This window comes from Thalassotalea eurytherma, from assembly GCF_030161415.1.
Taxonomy (GTDB): Bacteria; Pseudomonadota; Gammaproteobacteria; order Enterobacterales; family Alteromonadaceae; genus Thalassotalea_G; species Thalassotalea_G eurytherma.
In genome coordinates this window covers 221812-234953 of record NZ_BSSU01000003.1, presented here as the reverse complement: position 1 = coordinate 234953, position 13142 = coordinate 221812, and the positions used below count along the sequence as shown (strand labels likewise).

Below are 13142 nucleotides of genomic sequence, written 5' to 3'. Positions count from 1 at the left end.
TAGTTTTTAGGAATTATGATGAAAAACAAGGTTATTTCATACTGTGTGCCAGTAATGAATCGAACGGATGACATAAAAAATACGTTAAAATGGAACGTCTCAGTGTTATCTAAGTTTAAAAATGATGTTGAACTGATTATTAATAATTATGACAAAGACAATGAGGTCGAAAAGTGGGTTAAGAAGGATTTTTCAAAAGAAATAAAATCAGGGCTTTTGAGATTTAATAAACTAGAACCTTTACCTTATTGGCACTTCTGCTGGGCAAAGAACAGTTTTAAGGGCGTTATTAATTCCAAATTTTACTCAAGCTTGGATGGCGACAATTTTATAACTGAAGCAGAAGTTGCAAAAACGCTGGAGCGTATTAAAGAACATGATGGTAAATGCTTTTTACATCACTGGTCCGGAGAATGGGGGGATGGCACATCCGGTAGAGTTACTATCCCAACTGCATTATACAAGGAACATGGGTACATTAATGAGCTTTTACCAAGGCAATTTGATGAAATTTCTTTGCTGCTGAAATGTATTACTAGTACCGACTTTTCATTTATCTCACGAGGTTCTCGAAACATTATAAATTCGTCAAAGGAAGTTTCTGAATTTGTCGAAAGAAATGAATTATCACCCAAAATAGTCATTAGTGATTTAGGGGAACAAAAGTTACCGTTAAACCCTCGTGGCAGCGATTACGTGCAGAAAGATGATTCTATGAATATCTTCCATAACTTGAATATGTATTATGCGCTGTACAATGTCTCGGAAAGTGACAATGCGAAAGGGTATTTTCAGGCGAAGCTTGCGAAAAAACAAGAAGAGTTCTGTGAGCATGATTTCATTAAAAAAAATTCAAAGGTATTCTTTCATGGAACTGGGTTGTCAACGTTAAAGAAAGAAAGCATATCCACGGTTTATACTGTTGCCAAAAATGAAGATATGATGCTGAAAGCATGGTACGAGCATTACAAGAGTATTGGTATAGAGCGTTTTATAATCATTGATGATCATTCTGATGTCCAGATAGAAAAAACTCTCGAGTACTCAGATGTGCACGTCGTAAGACCAAGGTTTGGCAGCTTTAAAACATCGAAGGTTTTCTGGATTAGAACGTTAATGGGGCTATTTCAGGAAGAAGGAAGTTGGCTGCTCACTGTTGATGTAGATGAGTTTTTGGATTTACCTACCAGTCACAATGACTTTTCAGATTATGTAAAAAACCTGGATGCAGGTGGTCATAAGTTTGCGCTAGCGTTGTTGCTAGAGATGCTACCGAAAGACTTGCAGAATGGTAATGTAACGTCGAACAACTTTACTGAAGTTATGGAACACCATTTATACCGACCGGAGAATAGCAGTTATAATTACCAAAATCACAGATCGGTGAAATGGGCATTTGGGAAATATTGGCCTTACTCTTTCGCCATCGATTTTAGGTTCAGGTATTTTGGCACCGTAGATTCATTACGTAAAATTCCATTAGTTAAATACTCAAAATCGCTGTATCTCAACCAGGGGTTTCACGCTGTAACGTACAAAGGTACTGAGCCCACATTGGATGAGTATTTTTCTCAAGGTGCAAATATGTACTTGAGGCACTATAAATTTTTTAAATTTCTATGTAACGAATTTGATGTTGATAAGTACCGTTCCACATTTGCTAAATATCATGACAGAACAAAAGTTAATTTGACCAAAATCTCAAATATAAAGTCGAATATTTATTGCAAATCTTGGGTATATTCACCATTCTCAAAAAACTATAATACATAGGTGTTTTACTTTAAGGGAGTTATGGTGAATTCTTGTTTACGGGGTAAGGAACGATTCTATAAGGAATGTGTCCGGTTGGAGTTTACCAGGGTAAGTAGAAGCGCCCCTTGATGCCATACACCTAGTATGGCTTTATCTCACTATTAGGTTTATTAATATGAAATCGATAATATATATTGGTTTTCCGAAAACGGGAACCACATACATACAACAATTGTTTAAAAATAATTTAGAATATGTTCATAATAAGGATGTTCTCTATCCATTTATTAATAATGATTTTAAGGCACGAACACTTAAGCATATAATTTCAAAGAAAAAACTAAGTGTTGCTGATAAAAGAGAAATAGATTTGTTTTCGGCATACATTGATGAAGAGGTCAATACAAAGAGGTATTCTACGATATTATATTCCTGTGAAGAGATTTCTAGTGATATGATGTCTGTGATAAACAAAGAATCTTTAACGAAACTAAAAAAGTATTTATCTAGGTGGAGTGATGACTTTACAGTAATTGCTTATGTGAGAAAGCCGTCAGATTATTATTTGTCGTTAATGCAAGAAAACTTGAAAAGGGGGGGGAGTATAATTGATTATAATAAGTTCCGCTCTAATTTTATGAAAGTTATTGATGCTTATGAATCTGTATTTAATGCAGATATGATCATCCGACCATTTGACAAATCAAAATGGCATAATTCTGACCTTTTCGAAGATTTTATTCACACCGTTAATCGAGTGACAGAATTAGATGTTGCGGGCTTTAAGAAATTGATTAATAAATCTAATGAAACGCTGTCAGCAGAAGTAATGCTTGTTTTAAATATACTTAGGCAGTACCCTACTGATTTTGTTGGTGATAAATATGATTTTGAAAGTTCTGAGTTTCTCTGGCGGCAATTGAGAAGCGTTTCATCACAGTTTAGTAACCTTACAAAGCCTAAATTGTATAGTGATGTGACTGAAACTATAAATACGAATAATGTCGACGACATCTGTGGTCTGCGTAATAAATACTCAATATCTTTTGATGATAACTCGAATTTAAATAAAGCAGACTACAAATCTGACACGAAAACCATATCAGCTTTGCAAAATTTAATAGACGTCGATGTACATAAATCGCTTGAAATTCTTACTTTGTATAATTCATCCTTACTTCGTTTAAGGAAATAAATATGCAGCTTTTATATGAGAGTGAAGAGATTTCTTTTCATTTATCTACCTGCAATAGCCAATATTTAGTGATTTCATTCTGCCCGATGAATCACGACTTTAACGTAAAAGGGATACCTGGTGGTAATGCCTTTAATAAGTTGGGATATGACTGTCTTGGCGTAATTCCTAAGAGAAATAATTGGTATCCAAAATCCTATATGGTAGAAGGTTACAACTCTATCAGTAAATTATTTGCTAAATATAAATATATTATTTCATATGGCTCGAGTATGGGAGGTTACGGAGCAATTAAATACAGTCGCTTATTTAATTGTGATTTTGTTATCTCCTTTTCTCCACAGTATTCAATTGATCCTCAGGTTGTTTCTGGCTGGGAAAGCAAGTATTCACAATATTTCGATTTATCTCTTCATAAAAACATGGAAATAACTTCATATGATTTGAATGGACGAAGTTTTATTTTTTACGATGAAAAGCTTAAAGCAGATAATCTACATTTTTTATCAATCAATAAATCAGCGACTGCGAACACTCCCATAATTGGTATTAAAGCAAATTACTGTGGGCATTATACCCTCATACCTATTGCTTCCACACATCATTTGGGACTGCTTTTACGAAGCATATTGAGTAACAAGGCCACTTCCGTTAGAAATGTCTACAAGGCAGCAAAAAAACAATCTTTATATTTTAAGTCGTCACTATTGCATGAATTAAGTAAGCGTAGACTATCACAAGGTAACTATGGAGCGGCAAAAAGGCATGTCGATAAAGCAATATTACTTAACTCCAATCTAGTTGATTACTTTCTTACTAAGTATAAAGTACATGATTTCAATAATGATATTATTGGATCGTTAGAAACAATTGATTTAGCTTTAAAAGTTAATTCAACGAGTAAGTATTTATTGGACTTGAGAAAGAAATGTAAATCTCGATTAACAGGTGTTAGTAGTTCAAGCGTATATTGTAGCATATGCTTATCAACGGTATTTAGTGACTATAACAAAAGGAAAAACGAAGAGTGTAAATATTGCAAGTCATTAGCTAGGCATCGAATTGCTTACAGTTTACTATTTGATTATTATCTGACATTTGGACACAAGGATTTTAAATTACTTCAAATAAATCCAAGTCATTTATGTAAAAAATTATTTGGCGATGTATTCGCGGAAAAATACAGACATATGGCCTTGAACGAATCTAGTGTGGGGTCGTTGATGATGCAAAAATACAGTGATTTTGAACGTTCGGGCGAGAGTTTTGATTGTGTTTTTCATATGCACTTAATAGATTATATAAATGTTGATTACGAATTTTTAATAACACAATTACTGGGTCTTGTTAAGCTTGGTGGCGTAATGGTCTTCTCCGTTTTGGGCCCTAACATGAAGAGCAAGACGAAACAAGTTAGTAGAAATTCAACAGCTCTAAATAAGCATAGGTATTATTATTTTGGTATTGATTTTGTTAGATATCTAGAGTCATTGCATAATATTGAATTTATGTGGGATTCTATTGGCAATAGAAAGAGATATTCAATGAATGTTAATGAAAATTCTAATAGGTTCATAATATTGAAAAAAGTTAAATAATCTCTTAAGAACTTTATCTTCATTTCGGAAAATAACTCCTACATTCATGGAAGTGCATAGAAGAGGAAGGTAACTGCTTAAAGTGAACCACTCTTCTCGGCAAAGAGTGTTATATCGAAGGCCAAGGAAATACCTCGGGTTTAAGCAATCATAGAAAGTCTATGGTGAATAGAAAACTGCAGCTTAGGAAGTATGTTGCAGTTATATGTTAAATATAAATTTTTGTTGGAGTTTTTATGAAAATTACCGTGGTCGGAACAGGCTATGTCGGTTTATCAAATGCCATGTTGTTAGCGCAATTCAATGACGTTATCGCACTAGATATTGTTCCTGAAAAAATTGAAATGCTTAATAAAAAGTTGTCACCGATTGCTGATGCGGAGATTGAAGATTTTTTATTAAACAAGCCGCTGAATTTTTTAGCGACTTTAGATAAAAAACTTGCATACAGCAATGCTGACTATGTGGTTATTGCCACGCCAACCGATTATGATCCGGAAACGAATTACTTTAATACCACTTCTGTTGAAGCGGTAGTTAAAGATGTTATGGCGATAAATCCAGATGCGGTTATGGTAATTAAATCGACTGTACCAGTAGGTTATACCGAACGGGTAAAGCAATACCTGGATTCGGACAATATTATTTTCTCTCCGGAGTTTTTGCGCGAGGGCAAAGCATTGTATGACAACCTGCACCCTTCTCGGATTATTGTGGGCGAGCGCTCAAAGCGTGCAGAAGTGTTTGCTAACAAGCTGGTTGAAGGCGCGGTAAAAACCGATATCCCTGTTCTGTTCACAGACTCAACAGAAGCCGAAGCGGTAAAGCTGTTTTCTAATACCTATTTAGCTATGCGCGTAGCTTATTTTAATGAGCTTGATACTTATGCGGCAGCACACGATATGGATACCAAGCAAATTGTTGAAGGAGTGAGCCTAGACCCGCGTATTGGTTCGCATTACAATAACCCATCGTTTGGTTACGGGGGCTACTGTTTACCTAAAGATACGAAGCAGCTGCTTGCGAACTACCAAGATGTGCCGAATAACATGATAGGGGCGATAGTAGATGCAAATCGCACCCGTAAAGACTTTATTGCCAATGATATTTTGCGACGAAATCCGCAAGTAGTCGGAGTTTACCGCCTTATTATGAAGTCAGGCTCGGATAATTTCAGGGCATCAGCGATTCAAGGAATAATGAAACGCATCAAAGCAAAAGGTATTGAAGTGGTCGTTTACGAGCCAGTATTCAAAGAAAAAGAGTTTTTCCATTCTCGGGTGATTGACGATTTGGCTGAGTTCAAACAGGTAAGTGATGTGATCGTAAGTAATCGCATGTGTGATGACGTTACCGATGTAGCTGATAAAGTTTATACACGAGACTTGTTTGGTAGTGATTAGTGTTGATGGCAGATAACAGAATTTAGGATGAACGAGTGAAAAAAGCGCTTATCACAGGCATTACCGGTCAGGATGGTTCTTATCTTGCAGAGTTTTTGCTTGAAAAAGGTTATGAAGTGCATGGTATTAAACGACGGTCCTCGTCGTTTAATACCGAACGTATTGATCATATCTATCAAGACCCTCATGAGCAAAATCCAAAGATAGTCCTGCATTACGGTGATTTGTCTGATTCCAGCTCAATTACCAGTATTATTCAGAAAGTTCAGCCTGACGAGATATATAATTTAGCGGCTCAATCGCATGTTGCTGTGAGTTTTGAACAACCTGAATATACTGCTGACATTGATGCGCTTGGCACTATTCGTATACTAGAAGCAATCAGGATGCTCGGTTTAACCGATAATACGCGTTTTTATCAGGCATCGACTTCTGAACTTTACGGTAAAGTAAAAGAAATACCACAAAATGAAAACACTCCCTTTCATCCCCGCAGTCCATACGGAGTTGCCAAGCTATATGCTTACTGGGCAACTGTAAATTATCGAGAGTCATACGGAATATACGCTTGTAATGGTATCTTGTTTAACCACGAATCTCCGCGTCGTGGTGAAACTTTTGTTACGCGTAAAATTACCCGTGGTATTGCTAATATTGCTCAAGGTTTAGTTGATTGTTTATATCTAGGTAATTTGGATGCGTTACGTGATTGGGGACATGCCAAAGATTACGTTCGAATGCAATGGATGATGTTACAGCAAGAGCAGCCTGAAGACTTTGTTATTGCAATGGGTAAGCAAGTGTCAGTACGTGATTTTGTTCATATGGCTGCTGCAGACGCGGGCATTACACTTGAATTTAGCGGTGAAGGTGTTGATGAAATTGCTACAGTTGCTGCCGTTGAATGTGACAATGCGCCAGGTGTTAAAGTAGGCGATGTGATTGTTAAAGTTGACCCGCGCTACTTCCGTCCTGCTGAAGTTGAAACCTTGCTTGGCGACCCAACAAAAGCCAAAGAAAAACTAGGTTGGGTTCCTGAAATCACCGTTGAAGAAATGTGTGCCGAAATGGTACAAAATGATTTAAGAAAGGCAAAACAGAAAGCTTTACTTGTAAAAAATGGCTATTAATTTAAAACAAGTTAAAAGGGTTTTTGTAGCAGGCCATCGCGGTATGGTCGGTTCGGCGATAGTTCGCCAGTTAGAAAAACGTGATGATGTTGAACTAGTGTTGCGCTCACGTGCACAACTTGATTTAACAAATCAACAAGCTGTGCGTGAATTTTTTGAAAAGGAAAGTATTGATCAGGTTTATTTAGCTGCGGCGAAAGTAGGCGGTATTCACGCTAACAACACTTACCCTGCTGATTTTATTTATGAAAACCTGATGATTGAGTGCAATATTATTAATACGGCACACTTATGTGGGGTACAAAAGCTAATGTTTTTAGGATCATCTTGTATTTACCCTAAATTAGCTGAACAACCTATGAGCGAGCAGGCTTTGCTTACAGGTACACTAGAGCCTACTAATGAGCCTTACGCGCTGGCAAAAATTGCAGGTATTAAGCTGTGTGAAAGTTATAACCGCCAACATGGCCGTGATTATCGCTCGGTGATGCCTACTAATTTATATGGTCCGCATGATAATTTTCACCCTGAAAACTCACATGTAATTCCTGCACTTTTACGTCGTTTTCATGAAGCTAAACTACGTGGTGATACTGAAGTTATTGCATGGGGTAGTGGTACACCAAAGCGCGAGTTTTTGCATGTAGACGATATGGCAGCAGCCTCTATTCATGTAATGGAACTTGATAAAGCCATTTATGATGAAAACACCGAGCCAATACTAAGCCATATTAATGTTGGAACAGGTGTAGATTGCACTATTCGTGAACTTACCGAAACCGTTGCAAAAGTCATTGGTTTTGAAGGGAAGGTTACTTGGGACACTACTAAACCTGACGGTGCGCCTCGCAAGCTAATGAATGTGCAACGTTTAGCTGATTTAGGCTGGGGTTATAGCTATTCGCTTGAAGATGGTTTAACTAATGCTTACGAGTGGTTTTTAGGAAACAAGGAAACGTTTAGAGGTTAGAAATTATTTAATTATTACTTATTCTCAGCATTAAGCTTACAATACTTTGCGGTGATTAATGGGCTATACGAATTCCCGCCTTCGCGGGGAAGACTACTTTATGTGAAAAGGCATGTCAATGCGGATCCCACCTTCGTGGGAATTACGCCGTGATAATATGTTGAACTGCTTGTACGGAATGATAAATGGTTTTGAACACTACAAATATTGGCTAATGCATTTATTGTAAGCAATACCAATGATACTATTAGTCTTAAATAGTCCTAACACCCAAACATTAAAGCCTCATAATGAAAAAAAGTATTATCAAAGCTGCCTTAGCTGTTATTCCTAAATCTTTGCAATATAAAGCGCTTATTAAAGCCGTTAATTTTTTATTGCCCCCCAATAAGCAAGTGCTTAATTCTGGTATTGTGTTAAAGCTCAATGTTTATGATATGAAAAAATCATGGCTAATTGAAATTAGTGTAGATAACTATATTGAAAGTGCCATGCCTGTTGAGGATATTGAGCTAAGAGCAAGTTTTGATACGTTAATCGCCTGCAAGGAAAGAAGCGTGATTGAAACTTCGTTAAAAAATGGCGATATTCTTATTTTAGGTGAGCCAGCGCTTTGTGAACAGGCAACCAATGCTTTACTGAATATTTCGCAAAATCAGCTTGATAGGTTAATGAAGCAGTTTTTAATTTTCTTTAAATTAAAAAAAGCTACACGTAGTAAAGCTGAATCGCCACTTGACGATATTACGCTAAACGATTTAAAAACAGCAAAAGATATAGATGCACTTCGAGATGAGGCTATTAGGCTTGAATCAACGGATATTGTTCGCGCGCATAAATTTATGGCACTTGCTCACCAAGCAAGACCCGGTGGCCCGTTGATCAAGCAAAAATTAGATAGTTATCAGGCTTTGTTGCCAAAGAGTTAATTAATAAGCTATGTGAGATTCCGGCCTTCGTCGGAATGACGTAAACTATGAATGTCATCCCGTGATGTTGTTACACGGGATCTCACATTTGGGTATTGCTCAGTTATAGGTTGGGGTGAGTAAAAATTATTCCCGCCTTCGCGGGAATAACTAGAAATATATGGGTTGTTGCTTGGTATTCTAACTAACAGTCTGCTTGAAGGAATGAGAGGTTATACAATGTCAAATGATATACGTTGGCATCAACGATTAGCTAATTTTGATTTGGCTCTAAAAGAGCTCGCTGACGCCGTGACAATTACTGAACAACGACAACTTTCTCGATTAGAAGAGCAAGGCCTTATTCAAGCATTTGAATATAATTACGAATTGGCTTGGAATACCATAAAAGACTTTTACCAAGACCAAGGTGAACTTAGTATTCAAGGTAGCAGAGATGCGTTTCGATTGGCATTTCAACGCGGCCTAATTGAAGATGGACAGTTATGGATGGAAATGATCAAAAGCCGTGTTTTAACTTCTCATACCTATAACAAAGAAACCGCAAGACGAGTTGCCAATCAAATTATTTGTGATTTTTATCCTGCTTTTGTTTTACTAAATAACGTACTACACCAGAAAAAAGGAATGTAGTTTGAGTTACGGATTAGCAACAGAGCAATTACGGCAAATTTGTGGTGTTTTAAAAAACCATTCTTCAGTAGAGAGTGCTGTTCTATATGGTTCTCGGGCAAAAGGTACTTATCGTTTGGGATCTGATATTGACATAACACTTAAGGGAAGAAATATAACCCATAAAGAGTTTTTGCATATATTAAATGAGCTTGATGAACTTTTTCTGCCTTATTGTTTTGATGTGTCGATATTATCACTGATAGAAAATGATGACGTAATTGAACATATTAATCGAGTAGGAAAGACTATATATCAACGAAATGAGATTGATGAAAATGTATAGTTGTATGGCAGCTCGGTGATTAGCTTTTGAGGCAGAAATGTAAAAAGAGATTCCCGCCTTCGCGGGAATAACAGAAAAATTTGAGAATGACAAAAGGATTTTGGAATGACGCAAAGTATAAATGTCATCCCTTGATGCAAAAGTATCGTCATCCCGTGATGTTGTTATACGGGAACTCATACTTTGATGACGAATACCGATTTTAAATGAATGTATTATCAAAAGATATTGAGAAGAATATGTTAAAAAACGTTGCAAAAAAAATGTTAGGCAAAAACTCAGCACCATTAGCTAATTACGAATACTTTATTGATGTTATTGGCTTAGATGCTATTTCAGGTTGGGCGAAGAATAATACGAATTTAAGTCATACTCCTATTGTTTCAGTTCATTCAGGCGGTCAACAATTATGGCAGGGCACAGCTGAACTAGAGCGTGAAGATTTAACTCAAGCGGGTATTGGTGAGCGAGCTTTTCATATTTTTCCTGATACATCTGTGCTGGAAGGTGATATTACCCATATCGATATCTACATTGATGGCCATAAAGCTAACGATATGCCGTACCCATTTAAAGCGTCAAAAAATCAAGTGGCGGAACAAGCGCAGGCTGTTGAGCCTGTCGTTGAGAATGTTATTGCGGATAGTATTTGTCAAATTGATGCGGTCACAAACGAGCGCGTAGTTGGCTGGGCTAAAAGTAAAACGAATGACTCTAAGCGACTTACTATTGAGTTTAAAAATGGTGAGCAGGTGTTAGCTTCGGGTGTTGCTAATAATTATCGCTCTGATTTGGTTGACGCTGGTATTGGTGATGGTAGTTATGGTTTTGAATTTGGTTTTGACCTGCCACAATTCGATTCACCAGAGGTTGCTGCAGAGCTTTACATTGATGGTGTTGCTGCTGGTGGTGAACCGTTTGTATTTTCGGTTGATGCTAAAGATATTGAAGATGCAAAATTTAAAGCGCAGTTTGCCGAGCAGTTTGCCGAGTTTTCGGCTATGTCAGCTGCTGAATTGAATCGTATAACTGCTCAGGTTAATGAGTTGTCAAAAACCGCCCACGATCAATCGATGAATGTAGCAATTAATGTAGCTTTGCAGAATATCGCTGAAATTAGTGCTCGTATCAGCGTGATTGAAAAAATCTTGATTAAGAAACTTTCTTAGCTCGCTGTGTTATTTGTAATTTATGGAAAGTAATTTAACGGTTGTTTTACCTTTAAACGTAAGGGTAGAACAAGTGCTCAATTGTATTGTTAACTTCAAACATATTGGGCTTGGTAATACCAAGTTTATCTGGCTCGTAGAAAGCGAAACCTACCAGGGGCGGGTTGTTGAAACCCCTACGTTCGTCAAATGGCAATATAGCGTGAATACTAATGCAGTTGAGTTTTCTCAGGTGCTAAATGAATTAGTAACCACTGAATATTTTGTTTATTTCCCTGTTGTGCTGACAAGCTCTTATCAGGCGCTTGAAGCACTTATTGCACCATTAGCTAGTGAGGAACGATATTCGTTTACTACTGGGAAAGTAGGCAACGTTCAACATCAATTGATTGATTGTGGATTATATGATTCGTCTGATAAACAAGATGCAAATATTAATCTCGAACACCCTTCTTTATCCTACGATTGCCTGACTATAGGTACAAAGCTAGGCCCGAGCGCTTATAAGAAAAAAACATTGTTAGATTTGTTAAAAGGCATGCATATCTCTTCAGTGGATAATTGTTTTTTTGAAGTGCAGCAAGTAGCTGTTTATAAAAAAAACTATGGTCTACGCGTTGGTAGAGCAAACTTTATAGTCGTTAATGATGGTGATGCGATTGAATTTGATAAAAATGAATGCGCTACTGTAAGTGTTAGCTTTAATAAAAAATTAGCTAGTTATCTTGAAAGTTATAACCCTATACCCCAAAAAGGGTGTGTCTTAATGATAGATATGCATATCCCTAAACCTGATATCGACGCGGGTTCTTATGCAGCACATCAAGAAATAAAGTTGATTCAATCGTTAGGGTATCATGTCAAGTTCGTTGCTGTTCATCTTGAATATAGTGATAAATACATTAAGCAGCTTCAAAAATTTGGTGTTGAAGTTTGCTACGGCCCTCACTATCAATCCGCTAGTGACGTAGTTATAGAAAATATTGAACATCTCAGTGCCATTTATATTACTCGGTATCATATAGCACAACATTTTATGCCAGTAATTAGAGAACATGCACCAAGTTTACCTATCTTACTCAACAACGCTGATTTACATTTTCTAAGAGAAATGCGGGAGGCTCTTACTACGCTCGATTCTGCTGCAATAGAAAAAGCTGAAAAAACTAAATATTGTGAAGTGTCAGTGATGAACGATGTCGATGTTGTACTTTCTTATAATGAAATAGAGCATCAAATTATTGCGGATCTGATAGATAACAAAGATAAAATATTTAAATGCCCTTGGGTGCTAGAGCCAAAAGAACTGATATCTAACTTTGAAGGTCGGGAGGGTATCGCGTTCCTTGGCGGATTTGCTCATAAGCCCAATATTAATGCCATTGAGTTTTTTATTGAGCAAGTTATGCCTTTGTTACAGGAGCAAGCGTCAGATATAAAGCTTTATGTTTATGGTAGTAATATGCCTGAATCGTTAAAACTTCGTGAGTCGAGTAACATAATAATGGTTGGTTATGTTGAAAATTTAGATGATGTCTTTAAAAAACACAGAGTGTTTGTTGCACCATTATTAGCTGGCGCAGGCATAAAAGGCAAAGTACTCGAAGCGGTTAGGTACGGTTTACCAGCGGTATTGTCACCTGTCGCTGCGGAGGCAACGGGCTTAGTGCATAATGAAAACGCTATTATCGCCGAAAATTCACAAGAGTGGTTGGCGGGTATTATTGATTTATATAATGATGAGAAAAAGTGGTTACAATTCGCCCAAGGTGAGCGTGAATTAGCCAAATCGCAATATTCTTGTGAGCATGGGCAACAATTAATGAAAAAGGTATTTCAGTATGTTGGTTTATCTTGATAGAATTGTGTCGCATTCGAGAGATTCTGGTCTTGGCAGGAATGACGTGTAACCTTTGTGTCGTCCCGTGGTGAAGAGGTATCGTCATCCCTGTGTGCAGAAGACCGTCATCCCGTGAAGTTATTACACGGGATCTCACTGTATCGATTAAAGATAGCGAATCAAGTGTGTAGCGGC

Annotated in this window: 11 protein-coding genes; all 11 read left to right on the top strand. The window is 37.1% G+C overall.

Translation table 11 applies throughout. From position 1 onward, the window contains the following. Positions 1–15: 15 nt before the first annotated feature. The 11 genes from QQK02_RS03810 to QQK02_RS03760 all read left to right on the top strand — a co-directional run bounded on the left by QQK02_RS03810 (position 16) and on the right by QQK02_RS03760 (position 12965). Positions 16–1773: a glycosyltransferase family 2 protein gene (locus tag QQK02_RS03810; RefSeq protein ID WP_284206618.1), complete on the top strand. Its 1758-nt coding sequence runs from the start codon at positions 16–18 to the stop codon at positions 1771–1773. 157 nt (positions 1774–1930) lie between these two features. Next, positions 1931–2950, top strand: a complete 1020-nt coding sequence (locus QQK02_RS03805) for a hypothetical protein (protein WP_284206617.1) — start codon at positions 1931–1933, stop codon at positions 2948–2950. A gap of 2 nt (positions 2951–2952) precedes the next feature. After that, positions 2953–4548, top strand: coding sequence for a methyltransferase domain-containing protein (locus tag QQK02_RS03800; protein WP_284206616.1), 1596 nt, complete (start codon positions 2953–2955; stop codon positions 4546–4548). Positions 4549–4784: 236 nt separating this feature from the next. Continuing rightward, the gene (locus tag QQK02_RS03795) at positions 4785–5951 is read left to right on the top strand and encodes a nucleotide sugar dehydrogenase (RefSeq protein WP_284206615.1); all 1167 of its coding nucleotides are present in this window, start codon (positions 4785–4787) and stop codon (positions 5949–5951) included. Between the two features lie 35 nt (positions 5952–5986). Then, positions 5987–7081: a GDP-mannose 4,6-dehydratase gene (gmd, locus tag QQK02_RS03790; RefSeq protein ID WP_284206614.1), complete on the top strand. Its 1095-nt coding sequence runs from the start codon at positions 5987–5989 to the stop codon at positions 7079–7081. Next, positions 7071–8051 carry a GDP-L-fucose synthase gene (gene fcl / locus QQK02_RS03785; RefSeq protein ID WP_284206613.1) on the top strand — a complete coding sequence of 327 codons (981 nt, stop codon included), beginning with the start codon at positions 7071–7073 and terminating at the stop codon, positions 8049–8051. Before gmd ends, fcl begins: the two co-directional genes overlap by 11 nt. Positions 8052–8341: 290 nt before the next feature. Next, the gene (locus QQK02_RS03780) at positions 8342–8980 is read left to right on the top strand and encodes a hypothetical protein (protein ID WP_284206612.1); all 639 of its coding nucleotides are present in this window, start codon (positions 8342–8344) and stop codon (positions 8978–8980) included. A 219-nt stretch (positions 8981–9199) separates the two neighbouring features. After that, entirely contained in the window at positions 9200–9613 is a 414-nt protein-coding gene (locus QQK02_RS03775) for a nucleotidyltransferase substrate binding protein (protein WP_284206611.1), read from the top strand. A 1-nt stretch (position 9614) separates the two neighbouring features. Further along, positions 9615–9938: a nucleotidyltransferase domain-containing protein gene (locus QQK02_RS03770; RefSeq protein WP_284206610.1), complete on the top strand. Its 324-nt coding sequence runs from the start codon at positions 9615–9617 to the stop codon at positions 9936–9938. Between the two features lie 206 nt (positions 9939–10144). Next, positions 10145–11107 (top strand): hypothetical protein, encoded by a 963-nt coding sequence (locus QQK02_RS03765; protein ID WP_284206609.1) that lies wholly within the window; start codon positions 10145–10147, stop codon positions 11105–11107. A 22-nt stretch (positions 11108–11129) separates the two neighbouring features. Next, a complete protein-coding gene (locus QQK02_RS03760) occupies positions 11130–12965 on the top strand; it encodes a glycosyltransferase (protein WP_284206608.1) in 1836 nt (611 codons plus the stop codon). The last annotated feature ends 177 nt before the right edge of the window (positions 12966–13142 follow it).

Coding starts and splice junctions, on each gene's coding strand:
- QQK02_RS03810 (WP_284206618.1), top strand. CDS start 16: ATGATGAAAAACAAGGTTATTTCATACTGTGTGCCAGTAATGAATCGA.
- QQK02_RS03805 (WP_284206617.1), top strand. CDS start 1,931: ATGAAATCGATAATATATATTGGTTTTCCGAAAACGGGAACCACATAC.
- QQK02_RS03800 (WP_284206616.1), top strand. CDS start 2,953: ATGCAGCTTTTATATGAGAGTGAAGAGATTTCTTTTCATTTATCTACC.
- QQK02_RS03795 (WP_284206615.1), top strand. CDS start 4,785: ATGAAAATTACCGTGGTCGGAACAGGCTATGTCGGTTTATCAAATGCC.
- fcl (WP_284206613.1), top strand. CDS start 7,071: ATGGCTATTAATTTAAAACAAGTTAAAAGGGTTTTTGTAGCAGGCCAT.
- QQK02_RS03780 (WP_284206612.1), top strand. CDS start 8,342: ATGAAAAAAAGTATTATCAAAGCTGCCTTAGCTGTTATTCCTAAATCT.
- QQK02_RS03775 (WP_284206611.1), top strand. CDS start 9,200: ATGTCAAATGATATACGTTGGCATCAACGATTAGCTAATTTTGATTTG.
- QQK02_RS03765 (WP_284206609.1), top strand. CDS start 10,145: ATGAATGTATTATCAAAAGATATTGAGAAGAATATGTTAAAAAACGTT.
- QQK02_RS03760 (WP_284206608.1), top strand. CDS start 11,130: ATGGAAAGTAATTTAACGGTTGTTTTACCTTTAAACGTAAGGGTAGAA.